Below are 19,565 nucleotides of genomic sequence, written 5' to 3'. Positions count from 1 at the left end.
CTTATTTTTTGTTATTTTCTCATTTTACTTACAACTTTTAACTTTGTAACCGTTTTCAAAATAATGTTCTTTAAAAACCTTTTATTCTTTTTGTTCATTTTGTTCATAGAAAAAGATAATTTGATAGAGATCTCACTCTCCGCCTCTTTGTATGGCAAATACACGAAAAAAACAGATGAAATCATCTTAAGAGAATAATTTCACCTGCTTTATACGTTTTATACCAGTACATATTTACGTTCTGGTCGCCCTACAATTCCATATTCGAGTTCCGCCTTCGCTTGTTCTACAGATATTAAATATTCCAAATATCTTCGTGCAGTTGTACGAGATACTCCAATATTTTTCCCAACAGAATCTGCTGTCATTCCTTCCGATTGATTGTTGAGAACTTCTTTTATCTTCCTTAAGGTTAGTTTGTCAATTCCTTTTGGATAAAGATGTTGCTTCTCTCCATACAGTTGCTTTCCTCGAAATAGTTGATCCGCAAGCTGCTGATTAACCTGACCATCTGTATGGATAATTTTATCATTGTTCATCGCTTTTTTTATTGCATCTGCTAGCCGATCTAGCGCAATAGGTTTTATTAAATAATCGATGACACCAGTAAAGTAAGCTTGCTTCAACATTTTCATATCCGTTGCTGCTGTAATCAATATAATTTGTAGCGATACATTTTCTTTTTTGTATGATTCAATCATATTAATACCGAGTTCATCAGGCAAATACACATCCAATAACAATAAATCAAAGCTGTGTTCTTTCAACTTAGATAATGTTTCATAAGCAGTTGCAGCTCTGTCAATATAATGGATCCCTTGGAACCTCTCTAAATACTGACAATGGATATCTGCAACCCGGTAATCATCTTCTGCCACAAGTACATTCATGATTCCGCTCCCCCTTTTTTCGGAATATACACGATAAAGACGGTTCCCTTTGGTTCGTTCTCTGTAATTTCCAAGAAGCCTTGTAATTCTTTTAAAGCTGCTTGTACAAGGGATAACCCAAACCCACGATTCTGCCCATCTTTTGTGGAATAACCTTGTTTCATAATTTTATCGTAAGCATCCGGTTCAATTCCGGTCCCATTATCTGCAACTTCAATAACTAAGTCATTGCCCATATCCGTAAGAAAAATATCTATCTCTGGATTTACTGTATTTACAACGGCATCAAAAGCATTATCTATAATATTTCCAATAATTGTCACCAGCTGCGCTGTCATCTGTTCTGGCCATTGATAGTTTATATAACTATCTTCATTAATAGTGAATTCTATCTTTTTCTCCGAAGCTTTGGATAACTTGCCGATTAATATTGCTTGGATGGTAGAATCCATTATTTGTTCAAATAGTACCTTTTCATGACTCTGCTGTTTTCCTATCTCTTCATGGATAAATTGCTTCGCTTTATCCGTATGTCCCAGCTGTAACCACCCAGAAATCGCATAGAGTTTATTGGTATATTCATGTGTCTGGGCTCGTAAATCTTGAGAATACTGCTGGACTTCAGATAAAGTATGAATAAGTTCTTGCAAATCCGACCTTACTTGAAAACTAGCAACCTTACCGCCGTATTTTCCGTCATCATCTATAAGTTTATAGCGTACTAATAGTACAGTTTGGTTAATCGCTGTCTCAAAAGAACCCTCTCGATGTTCTTCAGTTAAGACGTACGCTAGCTCTGTATTAGGTAGTACCTCTTGTATTGGTTTACCAATGACATCATGGTGTATATGTAACATTTCTTTCGCAGAATAATTGACCAACGTTATATGCCCACGTTGATCAGTGGCAATTAAGCCTTCTTTTATGGATTCCAAGATTGCTCCACGTTCTTTATATATACGAGCGATTTGATAAGGCTCTAAACCAAACGTATCTTTACGAATACTTTTTGCTAATAAAAAGCTTCCTGCCACCCCAATAATAAATATTAACGATAACCAAATTAAAAATCCGATAAGACCTTGCTGAAATAAAGAATCTACATAGGAAATCATATAACCTACTGATACGAGCCCAATAATATCCCCATCACTATTAAAAATAGGTGACTTTCCGCGTACAGATGCACCTAAACTTCCATTCGCAATAGATACATAGTTTTCTCCGTCCACCAAGGCTTGTTCGTTATCTCCCCCCACCATATTCATACCCACTTTATCGGGATCAGGATGGGTATATCGAACTGAATTATGATCACCTATTACAATAAATTCCGCACCAGATTGTTCACGTATTCGCTCAATAAAGGGTTGGAGCACTTCTGCATCCAGTTCTTGATCGATGACATGTTGTACTTCAGGAATCTCCGATACTGCTATAGAGGTAGTCAACGCCTGCTGACCAATCAGTTGTCTTGTCTGATCTCGTTCATAGGAAATGTATAGAACCATCACCAACAACATGATTACGGTTACAAGAATACAACCAAGAACAAGAAACTTTCTCTCTAACGACCATTTCATCGGACCTGTCCTCCCATACAAACAGTATAGCGACTATAACTTAAAAAGGTAAGGGGCTGGATTGAATTAGAGGAGAGCATTTCTTCCAAAGCCTATGTAATTACCTTTATTTCACGGTTTATTTTTTGTAATTCCTTTATAAACCGCTGCATATTCTTTGGAGAAATTTGAATTACTTTATAGTTACTGTAAGTAATCTCAAGTCGATGAATGGTGACCATTTCATCGGACCGTAAAATATTCGGAGTGTATCGCTATCGAATTTGTATCGCGTGTTGAACCAGATTGACCCTAGCAATAAGATCAAGATAACCATGACGATAATAGCTATTATATCAAGTTCAACATAGATAGATTGATATAAATTCCATGTAAATAATAAAACGAAACCCCAGATCATAATACTCATCCATTTATCTTTTCTTGATACAAATACCACGTATAATATCTCCTTCCCACAGCTAGCCTCTTATTTCAAATAACTCAAGAAAAAAGCTAACTTAGAAAACTAAATTAGCTAGTTAATCTCTCTCTATTTTAATACTTCACTTCAAACTTTGTAAGCCTGGAATCTTCTTCTAATTCCGACACATCCATATCTTGAACCCTGGAAAATTTAGTAGGACCATTCTCTACTTCAGCCAAGAAATTCTTCATGTTTTCTTGCTCGCCTTGAGCTTCGATAAGAACACTACCATCATCTTCATTTCTCACCCATCCGACGATAGCATTTTCATTGGCTAAGCTTTGGGTAAAATAACGAAACCCCACGCCTTGCACTTGTCCTTTTACATTTACTTTTACGTGTCTCATCTTATCACCTCTAGTATGTAACATACCCAAAAATATATAGAGCCACACTATAAAAAGTGTGACTCTACTATTTTATTTATTCCAGTCGCGAAGAGGTTTATATCCAGAATGGTGAAGAAAATCATGGACCGTTTCATCATTTAAACTATTTATATGAATATTCTTTTCTAAGGCAGTAATATGCATACGAGCTGTATATTCTAATGTTTGTAGGGCTGTACGAGCCTCTTTTAAATTGACATCACAGACAATGATTCCGTGATTTTCTAATAAAAAGACATTTGCATCTCTCGCTCTTTCCTTTACAGCTTGTGCCAATTCTTTACTTCCTGGGTGATAAAAAGGAACCCTCGATATTCGTTCCAAATAATACATGGATTCTACGAAATAATTTGACGGAAGTTCAATATCGGAATTAGCGATTAACGTACTGTAGAAAGGAGATGCATGTAACACAGCATTGATTTCTGGCCGTTCTTCATAAATCCATTCATGCATTAAAAATTCTTTCGATGGTTTTTTACCCACTACATGCTCTCCATCTTTACAGAAAGAGAAGTCTTCTACCTCAAGTCCTCCTAAATAAGTACCTGTGGCAGAAATAATATATCCGTCGCCAGACCTTACACTTATATTCCCCGCAGTGCCCCAGGCAAGGTCTTTATCCATCATAAATTTTCCAGTTAAACTCAATTGATTTAATAGTTGATTATCCATTTATTCACTTCCTTTTCTATTTATTTCATCCATTCCACTAAGCTCATTGTTATGGAAGGAATATATGTTATGACAATTAAACTAATAAGAACAGCAATATAGAAAGGGATTAGCCCTTTTGTTAGGTGATCAATACGTACTTTTCCTATTTTGGATACAACAAATAGATTCAACCCTAATGGTGGAGTCACCATACCAATTGCTAATGTAACGATCATAACAATTCCAAAATGAACTGGGTCTAGTCCGAGTTCTACAGCAACCGGTACAAGGATAGGAGCCAAAATGATAATAGAAGCATTGGTTTCCATAAACATACCTACAAGTAAAAGAAGCAGAACAACTATAGTTAAAAACACCATCGGACTATCTGAAATAGATGTTATAAGACTCGCAACTTGTTGTGGTATATTTTCAATAGTTAGTATCCAGCTAAATAATCCCGCTGTAGCAAGAATAAACATAATGGTAGATGTCGTTAAGGATGCTTGCGTTAATATTTCTTTTATATTCTGTCTATTGATCGCTTTGTAAACGAAGACACTTACGACAAATGCATAAGCAACCGCTACACCAGCAGCTTCGGTAGCAGTAAATATCCCACTATAAATTCCACCTAGTATGATAATTGGCATAATTAATGCTGGAATTGCTTCTAAAAATGCTTTCCAAATCTCTTTGCCGGATTTCTTTGGTTCTTTTAAATAGTTACGCTTTTTGGCCAAGATATACACAGTTATAACTAGTCCAATACCAATGATGATTCCTGGTACCATTCCAGCGATAAATAAGTCGCCAATAGAAGCCCCAACAGCGGTACCATACAATATCAATGGTATACTTGGTGGTATTATAATTCCTAACGTTCCAGAAACAGCTTGTACTCCACCTGCAAATTCTTTATCATAACCTCGATTAATCATAGCCGGAATCAAAATTGCCCCAAGTGCTGCAGTTGCCGCTACACTTGAACCGGATATAGCTGCAAAAAACATAGTGGTAACTACAGTTACAATCGCTAATCCTCCTGGCACATGACCAGTAATCGCATTAGCCAAATTTATTAATCGTTGCGATATCCCACCGTATTCCATTAGAGCCCCCGCAAGTATAAATAACGGAATAGCTAGTAGAGGGAAAGAATCTAATGAAACAAATGCACGTTGTGCCAATGTTAACAACGGTATGTCTCCAGCAACTAAAATAGCTAGACTAGAAGATAACCCTAATGAAATTGCCACTGGTACACCTATTATAAATAGAACAATTAACGATAGAACTAATACAAGAATCATAGAATGTCACCTACCGTTTCCTTCGCATCATCTTCAGGTGGACTCATGAATAATGCGATAACATTACACAACATAAGAAGCGAACCAAGTGGTATTGCTGCATATGCCCACGCCATAGAATACTGTAGTGTTGGCGTCGATTGACCAATTACAATATAGGTTAACTGTGTTCCAAAAATTACTAACATTAGACTAAAAACTCCACAAATACATAATACAACCTTTTGTAAACGGGCTTTGTTCTCAGCTTTTATAATTTCTAATAGAAAGTCAATCGCTATATGTTGATTATGTCTCATCGCTAAACCTGATCCTAAAAACACAATATAAATCATCAGGTATTTCGCTAGCTCTTCTGTCCAACTTAATGGTACGTTAATAACAAAACGAGTTGTTACTTGCAGGACGACTAAAACAGCAAGTGCAACAAGGAAGAAAGATACCAAATACTTCACCCAATTATTAATGCTATCCATGATATTAATATACGTTTTCATTGGCTCTACTCCCTCATTTCCTGTATTGTATCGTATAGTTCTCTACCATATTTATCAGCTAATTCTTCATTAACTTGTTGAACGGCTTCTCTAAACGGTTCTTGATCTACTTCTATTACTTCTACACCTTGGTCAAGCATATCTTGAAGTGCTTCTTCCTCTTCTTGGAAAACGATTTCATTTTGGTAATTACGAGCTTCTTCAGCAGCCTCTAAAACGGCCTCTTTTTCTTCTTCTGTTAGCTCTTCAAAAGCTTTATCACTCATTAATAGTTGCACGTACCCAAATACGTGGTCGGTTTTCACGAGATAATCTTGCACTTCATGGATACGTGCGCTTGCTGTAAAAGCAATTGGGTTTTCTTGTGCATCAATAACACCTGTTTGTAATGAGGAATAAACTTCTCCAAAGTTCATTGGAGTTGGACTAGCCCCCATTGCCGTCCATCCTTCTACAGATGCTTCGATATTTGGTACTCTAATTTTTACACCTCTTAAATCAGAAGGCGATTCAACTAATTTATTTGTTGTTAATTCCCTCGGACCTCTAAGCCAGAACTCCAATCCTCGCACACCTGTTTCTTCCAACATTTCTTCCTGCAATCGCTTACCGTTTTCACCGTAAACAAACTCCTCTAAGTGTTCCAAATCTTCAAATAAATAAGGAAGTTCTAAGATGGAGTACGGCTCATAAAAGTTAGACATCACACCGGCAACTAATGCAAAATCTACTGACCCTATCTGCATGCCCTCTACTAAATCACGGTCCGATCCCAAAGTAGAGCTTGGATAAACCTCTACTTTGACGGTACCATTTGTTTTTTCAGACACTAGTTCTGCAAATCTGACAGATCCCTTATGCCAGGCATTGGACTCACTTTGAATATGTCCTAACCTCAACACTTTTGGTTCCTCAGCACTTGATGTTCCTTGACTACACGCAGCTAATATTAATGCTACAGCCGATAAAAGCAATACTATTATTTTTGTTTTCATTTTTATCCCCCTATTCAAATGAAACAAGTACTTTGACGGATTTATCCTTCTTTTTATCTACTATTGTAAAACCTCTTCCTGCTTCTTCATAATGCAATTTATGGGAAATAACCTTCTCTACATCAAGTTTCCCACTTGCGATTATTTCTAGAGCTTCTTCTGTATCAGGACGGTTATATGTCATGCACCCAATAATTTCTTTTTCATTTTGCTGTAACTGCTCAATATCTACAGACTGTTGTCCATGGAACATGGCTACGGTAACAACTCGTCCACCTTTTCTTAGTAGATTAAGAGAGTCATTTACAATACCTGGAACACCCGCAGTGATAAATACTTTATCAAAAGAACCCTTATCTAGGCTCTGCTTCGCATCATGAATCCAATTTGTATTATCCTTAATGTTAATTACTTCTGAAGCGCCCATTTCTTTTGCCACTTGTAAAGAATAGTCGAGTACATCCGTAACAACAATATCTTTTACCCCTTTAGCTTTTACAGCGATAAGTGTAAGAAGACCAATTGGTCCAGCTCCCAAAATTGCTACCCGATCGGTTGGTTGAACGTCTGCTTTAAATGCTGCATGTACACCAACAGCAAGAGGTTCGACTAATACACCTTGATCATAACTAACGGAATCAGGCAATTTAATTACTTGTTCTTCAGGTGATGCGAAATATTCCGCCATCGTTCCTAACCAGTCACCCATTCCTGGAGCTAGTCGTGTATCAGAGTAATTGACATTCCCCGTCATTACTCCCTCACTCTCACCTGTACCAATTTGCGGCTCCACTGTAACTCGGTCACCAATCTTGAACTTTGTAACAGATGCTCCAACTTCTACTACTTCTCCAGCTACTTCATGTCCAATAACAACCGGTGGTTTACGAAATGGATGTAAGCCTTTGTAGGTATGAATATCAGAACCGCAAATACCAGCTACCTTTACTTTGATTTGAACCTCATTCGGTTTTAATTCTGGGACCTCTATATCTTTCACACTAATTTTTTCAGCATCTTCTACAAATACCGCTTTCATAAACTATCTCTCCTTTATATCAGCAGGAGTTATTGAAAGTACATCATCTTGGATTCCAATAGATGCTTTTTCATTAACTCTACGCACTTTATATCACCTGTTTTTAAAGCATCTAAAACTTCTACATGTTCGGAATAAAACTTCTCTACTCTACCAGGATCTTTCTTTAGATGACGAAGCGTAATTCTTCGTAAGTGATCTTGGTAGTTTAATAAAACTCTAGTAATCTCTTTATTTCCTACAAACTCACTTATGGCTAAGTGAAACTCGTGATCTAATGTAGCGAATAATTTCACATCTTTATTTTCAGCAGCTTCTTTTGTTACCTGTACGTTATCTTCAAGTTCCTTTAATTGCTCCTCTGTAATGCGATGATACAGTTCTTGGCAATTAAACGTTTCTAATGCTATTCGCAAATTATAAATATCGTTAATTCGTTCAATAGAGATATCATTGACAATGATTCCTTGCTTTGAAGAAACGGTAACAAACCCTTCAGACTCTAATCTTACGAGCGCATTTTTTATTGGTGTTTTGCTCATTCCTAATTCATCTATTAATGTACGCTCTGATAAAAATTGTCCCGCTTCATAGTGCTCTTCTAAAATTTTGGCTTTAATTTCCTGATAAGCAACATCTTTTAATAACATATTCAAATACATCCTTTAACAAATTATTTAGAGCCTGACTGATAGACTTTCTCAAAAAACGCTGGTCCACCAAGTTGACCGCTCTTTAATGCAATTTCTAGTCCATCATATTTTGCTCTCTCTGAATATGCTATACATAAAGGTGCCCCTGGCGCAATAGAATCGAGCACTTCTAGCCCATAAATATCAAGATTCGAAGTAACAAACCCAGAAGTATCACCACCAGATATGATTACCCTTCGCAAATCCGTTTGATCAATAACTGACTTTGTCCACTCGCCTAATTTCTCACCAATGTAAATGCCTATATTTTGTTTCTTTACACCGTTATTTAATAAATGCTCTTTTGTACGAGCAATAATTGGGTCATCGGTTCCTTTTGCCGTATACATTATTACTTTTTTCTTTTCTTTTAATTGCTGAATGATGTTATCTAAGAAATCTCCAACGATAGAAGAATCGGTGTACATTTCAAACGGTATTTGAACTAATTCAAACCCAGCTTTTTCTGCATTCTCTAACTGTTGCTTTGTTACATCAGAGACACTACCAGAAACTACGAATAGTTGATTAACATTACTGGGACTAGTGGTCTTATTTTCTTTAACTATTACGCCTTCCCGTTCTATTGCATCACCAATTGCATATTCTACACCAGATGATCCAACTATAAACTGAGGCTTTTCGCTTCGCTTCTCCCACAAAACTTCTGAAACTTTAGTCATATGAGAAGCATTCGATGCATCATACAGTATAATATCAGCATCTTTATTTTCTTGATCTATCAGTTGTTGAGCAGTCTTAGCTTCCAAGTCTAATACATTTACTTTTGTAATTTCTTGTTTTGTCTGCGCTTGCAAATGTTTTGCTAAATCTGCTTCATCCATCGGAGTAACTGGATGTTTGGACATAACTGGATGTTTATCCAATCGATATATTTCTTCTTTGAATCTTGCAAAATGTTCACCAAAGACGGTATACCTTCCCAAATTCGGGGCTGCTACAAGAAGCGGATAACTTCCTTCTTCAAAGTATTTTCTCGCTAAATCAATAGCAAAACCGATGCTTCCAACCTCTGGGGAAGAGTCGAATGTAGAACAAACCTTATAATGAACAAACGTCGGATTTAGTTGACGCAAGAAATCATAAACTGGAGACAATTCTTCCTCCATACCTTCGATACCTTTTGCTCGAGCAGTTCCTGCAACTCCAACACAATCTACATGTTGAAAACGATCAATCATTTCCTGATCAGGAATCTTGAGAAAAAGTATCGTTTTCAAACCATATTGATCCAACGCTTCCATTGCATCCGTTGATCCGGTGAAATCATCACCATAAAACCCTAATAAAAGCCTTTTCAAAACTATCACCACCAAAATATCTAACTTAGATCTATGTTGTATCTAAAAAAGATATTAGCAGGTTAATAAAAAACTGTCAATAATGTGAAAATTGTTTTCAACATTTTTTTTAGCAACCTAAAAACGTCATAACAGCACTCAACGAGTTAATCAAATTTTTTACGAAACCCTTCCTAGCCTCTGTTTAATCAAAATATTAATATTGAATTTCCTCTATACTGTAATGACCCTCAAAAAATATAAGTAATCTTCACAAAAAAACAAGGAACCATTCTTCTTGAATAGATTCCTTGTTTTTGCATGTTCTATTTACTTCGTTAACTCATCCATTACCCAATTTGCTCTAGCGCCACTTTCACCAGTGCTAGGACTTTGTTTAGATTCTGTGGTTAAATCTCTTATGATTGTTTCAATCAGTGGTTGATGGACATGTTTCGGACGCTCAAAAGACCATTGCTCTTGCCCATCAACAGTTGTCAAAACAACTGGATCATCCCCATAGGTGGAAAAAGATATTTTCCCCCTGCTCCCGACAATTTCATTTTTATCTACATTCTCAAAAGCTGTAAAACACCAATTCCCTACTCCATGTACGCCAGATTGAAATCGATACGTACCAGTTACGATATCTTCTGATTCGTAATGTCCCGCTTGATTGGACTTTATTCCATGTATTTCCTCGATAGGTCCGAGTAAAAAATCAAGAATATCTAATGTATGGCTAGCAAGATCAAAAAACAGTCCACCACCTGATATTTCTGGTTGCAACCTCCATGGAAGAGATGATGTCTTTATATCTTCTGCAACCTTTTGATATTGCGTCGTAGACACAAAACGTACGTCACCGATGGCACCTGCGTTCAGTAATTCCTTCACCTTTTTAAATCTAGATTGTGCTCTTCGATAATAGGCAACGTATAAAGGAACGCCAGCATCTTTACACGCTTGGATCATCACATCGCACTCATCACTGTTTAATGCCATTGGTTTTTCTACATACACCGGTTTTCCTGCTTGAGCTACCTTTAATGTATATTCTTTGTGGGAACCTGGCGGAGTTGCAATGTATACCGCGTCCACTTCTGGATCATTGATTAAAGTATCCGCATCATCATACCATTTTGGCACACCATGACGTTCTGCATAGTCTTTCGCTAACTCCCCGGTTCTTCGCATAACCGCAACCAGTTCTGAATCGCTCACTTTTTGAAAAGCCGGTCCACTTTTCACTTCAGTTACATCCCCACATCCAATAATCCCCCAACGTACCTTCTCAAATTTCATTGGATTTCTCCCTTCATTTTTAAATGAATTTTCAATTTATTGATTGTAGTGTACCACTAAATTTCTAATTTCGATATGAAATTTACTACCTTATAAAATCACTAGGTATAATGTCCTAATATGATGACTTTTCTATTTTTATTTGTTTAATCTTGTTTTTAAAGGGAATGAAAAAATTAACACTTCTTACTATTTAAAGGAGGAACTAATGATGAGTAATCAAGAGCAAAATAAAAAGAATCAACAACTAGATAAGTTCCGAGTGGACGATAAAGGAAAAGCACTAACAACAAATCAAGGATTAAAAATGAATGAAGATGAGTTTTCACTTAAAGCAGGTGATCGCGGACCTACATTACTAGAAGATTTTCATCTGCGAGAGAAAATCACCCACTTTGACCATGAACGTATTCCGGAACGTGTCGTCCATGCAAGAGGTTTTGCTGCCCACGGGGAATTTGAAACTTATGAATCGCTTGCCCCATACACAAAAGCAAATTTCCTTAGTGAAGCAGGAAAGAAGACACCTGTCTTCGTTCGGTTTTCGACGGTAGCTGGTTCACGAGGATCAGGTGATATGGCACGTGACGTCAGAGGATTTGCAACAAAATTTTACACAGAAGAAGGAAACTATGACTTAGTTGGAAATAACATTCCGGTCTTCTTTATACAAGACGGCATCAAATTTCCCGACTTAATTCACGCGGTAAAGCCTGAACCACATAATGAAATACCACAAGCACAATCTGCTCATGATACATTTTGGGATTTTGTTGCTAATAACCAAGAAACTGCACATATGATTATGTGGCATCTGTCCGACCGGGCAATCCCACGAAGCTTTCGAATGATGGAAGGTTTTGGCGTGCACACATTCCGATTTGTTAATGAAGAAGGACAAGCTTTCTTTGTTAAATTCCACTGGAAACCTGTCCTAGGCGTTCATTCCGTTATTTGGGATGAAGCATTAAAATTAAACGGTAACGACCCTGATTTTCAACGTCGTGACCTTTATGATGCGATTGAAAATGGTCAATATCCTGAGTACGAGTTAGGATTGCAAATTATAAAAGAAGAAGATGAATTTAACTTTGATTTTGATGTTCTAGACCCAACCAAGATATGGCCAGAAGAAGATGTACCTGTGAAAATTGTTGGTAAAATGACATTGAACCAAAATGTAGATAATTACTTTGCGGAAACCGAACAAGTTGCATTTCATCCAGGTCATGTCGTACCAGGAATAGATTTTACGAATGATCCGTTGTTACAAGCACGTCTATTTTCTTATACAGATACGCAACTCATTCGTTTAGGTGGACCTAACTTTCATGAAATCCCAATTAACCGACCTGTCTGCCCATTCCATAATAATCAACGTGATGGCCACGGAAGACAAACGATTAATTCTGGACAAGTAAGCTACCATAAAAACTCCTTGGCAGATAATACACCGACACCTGTAAGTGAAGAAGAAGGCGGATATAAACACTATCAAGAGAAGGTGGAAGGAAAGAAAGTACGAGCTCGCAGTATTAGTTTTGAAGACCACTTCACACAAGCAGCATTATTCTGGAATAGTATGAGCGATGTAGAGAAACACCATATCATTGATGCGTTTAGCTTTGAACTTGGAAAATGTCAGGAAGTAGCGATTCGCGAACAAGTTCTCGATATGTTCTCCAACGTTAGCCATGACCTTGTTACAGGAATTGCGGAGAACTTAGGCTTAGCGATACCAAAGAAAAAAGAAATCGAATATACGAAATCGTCTCCAGCCTTAAGCCAAGCTAACACGAAGAAAAAAGCGGACACACGTAAAGTGGGCATTATTGTCGCTGATGGATTCGATGAAGAATTATTCTCTCATATAAAAGCGTTAAATGAAGCAAATATTAATCCAGAGATCATTAGTGATCATCAAGGATCTATTTCAAGTAAAGAAGGGAATAAAATTCCGGTACACCATACCTTTAAGACGGCAGATTCTGTACTCTTTGATTCTATACTAATCGCTAGTAAAGAAGGGACTAAACCCCTATTCACAAAGGAAGCTCCTAACTTCGTGAAAGAAGCTTACATGCACTATAAACCAATTGGTGCGATTCAAGATGGCGCTTCTGTGCTTCATGATTTAGGACTAACAGATGAAAAAGGTGTAGTTACCAATAATGCGAGTCAATTTGTAGAAGCAGTTGCCGAAGCGAGATTCTGGAATCGTGACGGGAAATAAATAATAGGAGCGGCTGGGACAAAAGAATTCGCGCAATTGTCTCAGCCTCTTTATTGTTCACTATAAAATTTACAAACCCAAAAGGGTATAGATATCCCTTGTATGAGCGTATTTTTCCTATGCAACCGTTAATTTGAAACGATTCGTAATCCTATTACTGCAACAACTATTAAACTTAAGAAGAATATACGTTTGCGATCTGCTGAATCATTATAAAAAATCATTCCAATCACTACACTTCCAACTGTTCCCATACCCGTCCATACTGCATAAGCAACACCTAATGGAATAGTAGACATTGCAATGGATAATAAGGATAAGCTAACAGCAAATCCAATAATCAAAAAAGCAAATCCAGATTTCTTTTTCCCTGCAGATACTTTCTGAATTCCGTTAACACCTACTACTTCGGATAGACCTGCAAGAATCAGGATGATCCAATTCATGCTTTACCAACCTCTTTCTGTTGCTTTTTTTTACCTGTAACGGATTTTAACCCTAATACTCCGACTAATAGTAATACAACAAATAAAATAACACCTACGTTAACTGCAGCGCCGAAAAAGATAATATCAACAGTTACTGTCCCTAAAGTACCCAACCCTACAAAGACAGCATAAACGGTAGCAGTTGGCAGTCGAGTAGATGAAACAATCAATGTTCCAAAGCTTACTATGATTGCTATAATAGTGAGTGTCCAAGTTAAACCATCGTTAGCATACTTCAATCCAGATGCCCAACCTACTTCAAAAATCGCAGCAATTACAACAAGAAACCACCACATGATTAAATCTCTCCTTTTAATGATTTAGGATTATTATCACCAAGATTGTAAACAACAACCCTTCTTTATAAGAAACCAAAAAACCCGGGACATACCACTATACTTAGTGATATCTCCCGGGCTTTTATCCCTCCGTGGACAAAGAAAAAATTCTTTGCACTTTCTCTCGGACCAGACCCAAAAAGGCGGAACCCTAGAAAGTATTTACGAATGATTATATTCAATTCTAACTAAATCATAGTACAAAATCCGAAAAAAAACAAGCGCTAATGGCGGAATTATTGCGTAGATGTCACGAAACTACGATGGCAAGTAGTGCGGTTTTAACGCCAAGATGGCCCCGGTTTTTTGAAAAATTCCGGGGGATCATCCGGCGAGCTTATTTTAGTAACTAAATCCTAAAATCGTTTTTGCCTGAACCATTTTGTAACGCAAAGCTGACTGCTTCATTATAACAAAAACCCTCCATAGATTAATGCACCTGCAATTACAAATGCAGGATGTACTTTCATACGCTCCATAAGAAAATAACTAGCGACTGCTAGAATGGCGGTTTGCCAAAATCCAATACCAATATAAGATTCGCTAAAGAAATTCCATGCCATTACCCCAAGTAGGATTCCAATTACCGGTCTTATGTATAACGTCATTCTCTTTACTTTCGGGGAATTTTTATACCGATAAAGTATGCCTAATAGTGCAAGAATTAATACTAACGATGGTGCAACTGTTGCAAATACAGACACCGAAGCACCCAAAACACCTGCAACATCATAACCAATATAGCCAGCCATCTTCGTAGCAATTGGCCCTGGTAAGGAATTCGCAAGCGCAAGCACTTCACTGAATTCTTGAACAGTCATCCAGCCGAATCGACTAACCACTTCGTTTTCGACTAATGGAATTGAAGCTGGACCTCCTCCATAACCGAGTATACCTGGTATAAAAAAGGCGATAAATAGTTCCCAAAAAACCATTATGAACCACCTTCCCTTGCTGTTCTCTCTTCTTCTTGTTCAGGGATCTTATCCTTTTTCAATAGTGCTACGGCAAGTAATGTTGCGATAAGAATTCCTGGATGGATGTGTAGCATTTCGAGCAGAACGAAAACAATGATTACCATAACACCTGTTTGCAGCCAGCCCATTCCACTTCCTGCTTTTTCAATAAACTGCCACGTCAGAGTCGCGAGCATCACGGCAACTACAGGGATCACTGCTGCCGTCATTCCTTGCACCCAGTCATAATCCTTAAAAGATGACAGCGATACTAACAAACCTATCATTAGAAAAATCGTTGGTACAATTCCGGCTAGTACTGCATTCAGCATTCCCCAAAAACCTGTAACTTGATAACCGATATACCCTGCAAGCTTGGTTGCGATTGGCCCTGGCAGTGTATTCGCAAGTGCTAATACATCTCCAAAATCCTCCTCGTTCATCCATTTATATTTTTCCACAACTTCTTTATAAATGAGCGGTATGGAACTTGGTCCTCCACCAAACCCCAACATACCGACTCGAAAAAAAGCAATAAAGATATTCCAATGTGTTCTCATATAGCAAATTCCTTTACTAAGCTGTTGTTGTTACTTACCAAGCGGCAACCGTACCATCCGTACGGGATTCCGTTCCGCCAACTAGTACTCCTGTTTCGGGATTTCTCCAAATGATCTGTCCTCGGCCAAAACTGTTTGGTTCTAATTGGATACGTATGTTATGACCTTTGTTCGCTAAATCCATTGCGATGTGGTGCGGGAAGGTGTTTTCCACTTCTACTTGTTTGTCTTTCATCCATTGCCATCTCGGTGCATCTAAGGCTGCTTGCGGATTCAACTGAAAATCAACAGTATTCATGATTACTTGTACGTGACCTTGAGGTTGCATAAATCCTCCCATCACACCAAAAGGACCGATCGGCTCAGCATTTTTTGTTAAAAATCCCGGAATAATCGTGTGATAGGTTCGCTTATTTCCAGCTAATGCATTCACATGATTCGGCTCCATCGAAAAATTATGCCCGCGATTTTGCAAGGCAATTCCCGTACCAGGAACGACAAGCCCAGAACCAAATCCCATATAATTACTTTGAATAAAGGAAACCATATTTCCCTCATTGTCTGCCGTTGCCAGATATACGGTACCGCTTAGCGCTGGTTCGCCTGCTTCCGGCTGAATTGCTTCATCGCCAATTAGCCCTCTTCGATAGTCTCCATAGGAGTCGCTTAATAAATCCTCTACCGAATGTTTCATATGACTTTCTTCTGTCACATGTTCTTGTCCATCCGCGAAAGCGAGCTTAATCGCTTCAATTTGCTTATGGTATGTATCGGTTGCCTCTTTTGTTTCAAATGCATATCCTTTTAAAATATTTAATGCCTGTAATGCGATGATTCCTTGCCCGTTTGGCGGTATTTCCCACACGTCATAGCCACGATAATTTACTTTTATCGGATCGACCCACTCTGGTTGATGGGCTGCTAAGTCCTCCGCTGATAAAAATCCGTCATTCGCTTCAGAGAATGCACCAATTTTCGCCGCCAATTCTCCACGGTAAAAGGATTCTCCGTCTGTATCCGCAATTTCTTGTAATGTTTTGGCATGGTTAGGCGAACTCCATATCTCTCCTGTTTCTGGAGCACGACCGTTAGGAGCAAAGGTCTCAAACCATTCGTGAAACATATCATCGGATAATTCCTTTTTAAAGACGGTATACGCCTTTTTCCAAAACTTACTTAACGTTGGTGACAAAGGATACCCGTCTCGTGCATAGTCAATCGCCGGTTGTAATACTTCTTGTAACGAAAGCTTACCAAACCTTTTTGATAGTTCTGCCCAAGCGCTCGGTACTCCAGGTACCGTAACTGGAATCCATCCATACTTAGGAATTTGTTCATTTCCTGTTTCTTTTACCTTTTCAATAGAAATCGATTGAGGTGAACGGCCACTGGCATTTAGTCCATGCAGTTTTCCTTTTGTCCATACTAATGCAAAAGCGTCACCGCCGATCCCATTCGAGGTTGGCTCAACGACCGTGAGGCATGCCGCTGTAGCAATAGCAGCATCAATGGCATTACCACCTTGTTTTAAAATCGACAGTCCTGCTTCTGATGCGAGTGGCTGCGATGTTGCCACCATCCCATTTTTTGCATAGGTTGCATGCCTCGGGTTCGCATAAGGATACGTTTCTGTATGAAAAAAATTCATCAAATCTTCCTTTCTAGTGGTGTTCAAAAAAGAGGATGGAAAGGACCGAGAAGTTCGAGGTGGCGTTGCTTTAATCCGGAACGGAACTAAAAGCTGAGCCAACAAGCTTCCACAGGATGTGGTGATTTCTGCTTTGCCCACAGGACGTAGGCGGTATTAGCAGAAGGTCACCCCTGCTATGTGTCATTTTCACCGGACTTTTTGAACAACTTCTTCTATTATTCTTCCACTTTCTTTTTCATCTTCATATTACTATAGATTCCATAACCCATCGATAAGATAGATAGGACAATTAAGCCTGCTGAAATCGGACGTGTGAAAAACATAGACAGGTCAGAACTCACCGAAACGGCCTGGCGTAAGTTTTCTTCAATCATTGGCCCTAAAATAATCCCTAAAATAAATGGTGCTAATGGGAACTTATTCGCCTTCATCCAAAATCCAATTAGCCCGAAGATCAGTAGTACCCACACATCAAAGATTCGATTATTTACGGCAAAACTTCCTAGTACGCATAGTAATAGAACGATAGGAACTAAGACATGATGCGGGATTTGATTAATCTTCATAAATACTTTGATACCAAAGCTTTGGACAATCAGCATTAAAATGGCCGCGATGAATAATGAAATAAATATACCATTCACGAGTACAGGCTGGTTTTGCATTAATAATGGTCCTGGCTGGATGCCGTGAATTAATAATGCTCCAAGCATCATCGCCGTAACGGCATCACCTGGAATCCCGAAAGAAAGCATCGGAACAAGTGAACCGCCAATGGATGAATTATTGGCTGATTCTGCGGCAATTAATCCATCCTGACTGCCTTTTCCAAATTCTTGAGATTTCTTGGAAAACTTTTTCGCCACATCATAGCTTAAGATATTCGCAATACTGCCACCCGCTGCTGGTAAGATACCGACCAATGTACCGACTAGGCTCGATCGAATTACATTCACCTTAGACTTCCATAAGTCTCGAATTGTCTTCAGTATCGGGTAAGAAACCGAAGCGCTGCTGTCGAGTGATAATTGGCCCGGTGGTTTACGAATATCATCCATTAATTGAGAAAAAGCAAATATCCCAATTAGAACAGGGAGAAAGTTAAATCCAGCCATCAGCTCGGTGAATCCGAAAGTAAACCGCGACACAGCAGTAAGCGGATCGGATCCTACCATCGAAAACATCAAACCTAAACTACCAGCGATTAAACCTTTTAATAACGAACCTTCACTGAGACTAGCAATGGCACTAATCCCAAATAGCATAAGAGCAAACATCTCCCACGGTCCAAACGCTAGCGCCCATTCAGCTAAAATCGGGGCAGTGAAAATTAAAATAATACCGGAAATAATCGTACCAACAAAGGAAGACCATAACCCAATCGCTAAAGCCTTTCCCGGTTGACCATTTTTTGCCATAGGGTAACCATCAAATGTAGTCGCCATCGCAGAAGGTGTCCCTGGAATTCCTAATAAACAAGCCGTGATTAAGCCTCCTGAACTACCACCAACTTGAACACCCATCATCAGGGCAATTCCATTGATAGGTTCCATCCCAAAACTAAATGGCAACGTTAAAGCTACTCCCATAGTAATCGTGAAGCCGGGGATACTTCCTATAATGATACCTGCAACTACTCCCGTAAGTAAGATAAGGATGGTTTGTACATTTAAAATCGCTTCAAAACTTAATAAAATTGATTCCATTTAGATGATTCTCCTTTTAAAAGAGTATGCCAGGAGGTAGAAATACGGATAGTACCTGTCGAAATACAACATACAATATGAAAACTAATCCAATCATGAATAAAATAACAAACACGATTTTATTTTTATTGGGTGTTAAGACCGTATATAAGCTAATTAAAAATAGGATCGAAGCAATAAAATACCCAGCCCATGGCAGGATAAACACGTATACTGCGAACAAACCAAACGTAATGATGACCTTTTTATTGTGACGGATGGCGTTACGTATCGTTATTTTTTCCGCTCTCGGTTCTTTCGTGAAACGATATATACTTTGTGCAAGCAAACAAACACTTAAAAACACTAATATTGCAATAATTATATTTGGAAAGAAATTGGCTTCTGTTTTTCCGAATCCTTGAATCGGTATTTGGGTTGAACCGATATAAGCTAACCCACTGAATGCTAACAAGAGAATTGCATTTAATAGATCACGTTTTGCACTGGTCAATGCCTACAAACCT

Annotated in this window: 21 protein-coding genes and 1 riboswitch; of the genes, 1 reads left to right on the top strand and 20 read right to left on the bottom strand. The window is 38.3% G+C overall.

Going from position 1 to position 19,565, the window contains the following annotated elements; translation table 11 throughout:
- Positions 1–218: 218 nt before the first annotated feature.
- The 13 genes from ABC346_RS05425 to ABC346_RS05365 all read right to left on the bottom strand — a co-directional run bounded on the left by ABC346_RS05425 (position 219) and on the right by ABC346_RS05365 (position 11,127).
- Positions 219–890: a response regulator gene (locus ABC346_RS05425; protein WP_413233879.1), complete on the bottom strand. Its 672-nt coding sequence runs from the start codon at positions 888–890 to the stop codon at positions 219–221.
- On the bottom strand, positions 887–2,473 hold the full coding sequence (locus ABC346_RS05420; protein ID WP_413233878.1) for an ATP-binding protein: 1,587 nt from the start codon (positions 2,471–2,473) through the stop codon (positions 887–889). Before ABC346_RS05420 ends, ABC346_RS05425 begins: the two co-directional genes overlap by 4 nt.
- Positions 2,474–2,565: 92 nt before the next feature.
- Positions 2,566–2,694, bottom strand: a complete 129-nt coding sequence (locus ABC346_RS05415) for a PH domain-containing protein (RefSeq protein ID WP_413233877.1) — start codon at positions 2,692–2,694, stop codon at positions 2,566–2,568.
- Entirely contained in the window at positions 2,646–2,912 is a 267-nt protein-coding gene (locus ABC346_RS05410) for a hypothetical protein (protein WP_413236583.1), read from the bottom strand. The genes ABC346_RS05415 and ABC346_RS05410 overlap by 49 nt, the downstream gene beginning before the upstream one ends.
- 98 nt (positions 2,913–3,010) lie before the next feature.
- The gene (locus ABC346_RS05405; RefSeq protein WP_413233876.1) at positions 3,011–3,286 is read right to left on the bottom strand and encodes an acylphosphatase; all 276 of its coding nucleotides are present in this window, start codon (positions 3,284–3,286) and stop codon (positions 3,011–3,013) included.
- Between the two features lie 72 nt (positions 3,287–3,358).
- Positions 3,359–4,003, bottom strand: a complete 645-nt coding sequence (locus ABC346_RS05400) for a class II aldolase/adducin family protein (protein WP_413233875.1) — start codon at positions 4,001–4,003, stop codon at positions 3,359–3,361.
- 20 nt (positions 4,004–4,023) lie between these two features.
- Entirely contained in the window at positions 4,024–5,298 is a 1,275-nt protein-coding gene (locus tag ABC346_RS05395) for a TRAP transporter large permease (protein WP_413233874.1), read from the bottom strand.
- Entirely contained in the window at positions 5,295–5,795 is a 501-nt protein-coding gene (locus tag ABC346_RS05390) for a TRAP transporter small permease (protein ID WP_413233873.1), read from the bottom strand. The genes ABC346_RS05395 and ABC346_RS05390 overlap by 4 nt, the downstream gene beginning before the upstream one ends.
- A gap of 5 nt (positions 5,796–5,800) precedes the next feature.
- Positions 5,801–6,790, bottom strand: coding sequence for a TRAP transporter substrate-binding protein (locus ABC346_RS05385; protein ID WP_413233872.1), 990 nt, complete (start codon positions 6,788–6,790; stop codon positions 5,801–5,803).
- 10 nt (positions 6,791–6,800) lie between these two features.
- Positions 6,801–7,829 (bottom strand): zinc-dependent alcohol dehydrogenase, encoded by a 1,029-nt coding sequence (locus ABC346_RS05380; protein WP_413233871.1) that lies wholly within the window; start codon positions 7,827–7,829, stop codon positions 6,801–6,803.
- Positions 7,830–7,858: 29 nt separating this feature from the next.
- The gene (locus tag ABC346_RS05375; protein WP_413233870.1) at positions 7,859–8,479 is read right to left on the bottom strand and encodes a GntR family transcriptional regulator; all 621 of its coding nucleotides are present in this window, start codon (positions 8,477–8,479) and stop codon (positions 7,859–7,861) included.
- A gap of 23 nt (positions 8,480–8,502) precedes the next feature.
- Positions 8,503–9,852, bottom strand: a complete 1,350-nt coding sequence (locus ABC346_RS05370) for a four-carbon acid sugar kinase family protein (protein ID WP_413233869.1) — start codon at positions 9,850–9,852, stop codon at positions 8,503–8,505.
- Positions 9,853–10,152: 300 nt separating this feature from the next.
- Complete coding sequence (locus ABC346_RS05365) at positions 10,153–11,127, bottom strand: Gfo/Idh/MocA family protein (protein ID WP_413233868.1); 975 nt, start codon at positions 11,125–11,127, stop codon at positions 10,153–10,155.
- A 211-nt stretch (positions 11,128–11,338) separates the two neighbouring features.
- Between ABC346_RS05365 and ABC346_RS05360 the strand changes: the two genes are divergently transcribed.
- Positions 11,339–13,360 carry a catalase gene (locus ABC346_RS05360; RefSeq protein ID WP_413233867.1) on the top strand — a complete coding sequence of 674 codons (2,022 nt, stop codon included), beginning with the start codon at positions 11,339–11,341 and terminating at the stop codon, positions 13,358–13,360.
- 128 nt (positions 13,361–13,488) lie between these two features.
- Here ABC346_RS05360 and ABC346_RS05355 read toward each other — a convergent pair whose 3' ends face one another.
- The 7 genes from ABC346_RS05355 to ABC346_RS05325 form a co-directional block, all read right to left on the bottom strand.
- Positions 13,489–13,806 (bottom strand): DMT family transporter, encoded by a 318-nt coding sequence (locus tag ABC346_RS05355; RefSeq protein WP_413233866.1) that lies wholly within the window; start codon positions 13,804–13,806, stop codon positions 13,489–13,491.
- Entirely contained in the window at positions 13,803–14,144 is a 342-nt protein-coding gene (locus ABC346_RS05350; RefSeq protein ID WP_379606465.1) for a DMT family transporter, read from the bottom strand. The genes ABC346_RS05355 and ABC346_RS05350 overlap by 4 nt, the downstream gene beginning before the upstream one ends.
- A gap of 111 nt (positions 14,145–14,255) precedes the next feature.
- A riboswitch (guanidine-I (ykkC/yxkD leader) is annotated at positions 14,256–14,352 on the bottom strand.
- 241 nt (positions 14,353–14,593) lie between these two features.
- Positions 14,594–15,121: a chromate transporter gene (locus ABC346_RS05345; protein WP_413233865.1), complete on the bottom strand. Its 528-nt coding sequence runs from the start codon at positions 15,119–15,121 to the stop codon at positions 14,594–14,596.
- On the bottom strand, positions 15,121–15,702 hold the full coding sequence (locus tag ABC346_RS05340; protein WP_413233864.1) for a chromate transporter: 582 nt from the start codon (positions 15,700–15,702) through the stop codon (positions 15,121–15,123). The genes ABC346_RS05345 and ABC346_RS05340 overlap by 1 nt, the downstream gene beginning before the upstream one ends.
- A gap of 34 nt (positions 15,703–15,736) precedes the next feature.
- On the bottom strand, positions 15,737–17,350 hold the full coding sequence (locus ABC346_RS05335; protein WP_413233863.1) for a gamma-glutamyltransferase family protein: 1,614 nt from the start codon (positions 17,348–17,350) through the stop codon (positions 15,737–15,739).
- Between the two features lie 218 nt (positions 17,351–17,568).
- Positions 17,569–19,059 carry a tripartite tricarboxylate transporter permease gene (locus tag ABC346_RS05330; RefSeq protein WP_413233862.1) on the bottom strand — a complete coding sequence of 497 codons (1,491 nt, stop codon included), beginning with the start codon at positions 19,057–19,059 and terminating at the stop codon, positions 17,569–17,571.
- Between the two features lie 16 nt (positions 19,060–19,075).
- Positions 19,076–19,552 carry a tripartite tricarboxylate transporter TctB family protein gene (locus ABC346_RS05325; RefSeq protein ID WP_413233861.1) on the bottom strand — a complete coding sequence of 159 codons (477 nt, stop codon included), beginning with the start codon at positions 19,550–19,552 and terminating at the stop codon, positions 19,076–19,078.
- Between the last annotated feature and the right edge of the window lie 13 nt (positions 19,553–19,565).

The sequence above is a fragment of the Oceanobacillus phoenicis genome (assembly GCF_047238145.1).
GTDB lineage: Bacteria > Bacillota > Bacilli > Bacillales > Amphibacillaceae > Oceanobacillus.
Note: the sequence above shows the minus strand (reverse complement) of the source record. Positions and strands in the feature narration are given on the sequence as shown.

What these genes read in the sequence shown, in the direction of transcription:
- ABC346_RS05425 (WP_413233879.1), bottom strand. Translation starts at nt 890, where the DNA reads ATGAATGTACTTGTGGCAGAAGATGATTACCGGGTTGCAGATATCCAT.
- ABC346_RS05420 (WP_413233878.1), bottom strand. Translation starts at nt 2,473, where the DNA reads ATGAAATGGTCGTTAGAGAGAAAGTTTCTTGTTCTTGGTTGTATTCTT.
- ABC346_RS05415 (WP_413233877.1), bottom strand. Translation starts at nt 2,694, where the DNA reads ATGGTCACCATTCATCGACTTGAGATTACTTACAGTAACTATAAAGTA.
- ABC346_RS05405 (WP_413233876.1), bottom strand. Translation starts at nt 3,286, where the DNA reads ATGAGACACGTAAAAGTAAATGTAAAAGGACAAGTGCAAGGCGTGGGG.
- ABC346_RS05400 (WP_413233875.1), bottom strand. Translation starts at nt 4,003, where the DNA reads ATGGATAATCAACTATTAAATCAATTGAGTTTAACTGGAAAATTTATG.
- ABC346_RS05395 (WP_413233874.1), bottom strand. Translation starts at nt 5,298, where the DNA reads ATGATTCTTGTATTAGTTCTATCGTTAATTGTTCTATTTATAATAGGT.
- ABC346_RS05390 (WP_413233873.1), bottom strand. Translation starts at nt 5,795, where the DNA reads ATGAAAACGTATATTAATATCATGGATAGCATTAATAATTGGGTGAAG.
- ABC346_RS05385 (WP_413233872.1), bottom strand. Translation starts at nt 6,790, where the DNA reads ATGAAAACAAAAATAATAGTATTGCTTTTATCGGCTGTAGCATTAATA.
- ABC346_RS05380 (WP_413233871.1), bottom strand. Translation starts at nt 7,829, where the DNA reads ATGAAAGCGGTATTTGTAGAAGATGCTGAAAAAATTAGTGTGAAAGAT.
- ABC346_RS05375 (WP_413233870.1), bottom strand. Translation starts at nt 8,479, where the DNA reads ATGTTATTAAAAGATGTTGCTTATCAGGAAATTAAAGCCAAAATTTTA.
- ABC346_RS05365 (WP_413233868.1), bottom strand. Translation starts at nt 11,127, where the DNA reads ATGAAATTTGAGAAGGTACGTTGGGGGATTATTGGATGTGGGGATGTA.
- ABC346_RS05360 (WP_413233867.1), top strand. Translation starts at nt 11,339, where the DNA reads ATGAGTAATCAAGAGCAAAATAAAAAGAATCAACAACTAGATAAGTTC.
- ABC346_RS05355 (WP_413233866.1), bottom strand. Translation starts at nt 13,806, where the DNA reads ATGAATTGGATCATCCTGATTCTTGCAGGTCTATCCGAAGTAGTAGGT.
- ABC346_RS05350 (WP_379606465.1), bottom strand. Translation starts at nt 14,144, where the DNA reads ATGTGGTGGTTTCTTGTTGTAATTGCTGCGATTTTTGAAGTAGGTTGG.
- ABC346_RS05345 (WP_413233865.1), bottom strand. Translation starts at nt 15,121, where the DNA reads ATGGTTTTTTGGGAACTATTTATCGCCTTTTTTATACCAGGTATACTC.
- ABC346_RS05340 (WP_413233864.1), bottom strand. Translation starts at nt 15,702, where the DNA reads ATGAGAACACATTGGAATATCTTTATTGCTTTTTTTCGAGTCGGTATG.
- ABC346_RS05335 (WP_413233863.1), bottom strand. Translation starts at nt 17,350, where the DNA reads ATGAATTTTTTTCATACAGAAACGTATCCTTATGCGAACCCGAGGCAT.
- ABC346_RS05330 (WP_413233862.1), bottom strand. Translation starts at nt 19,059, where the DNA reads ATGGAATCAATTTTATTAAGTTTTGAAGCGATTTTAAATGTACAAACC.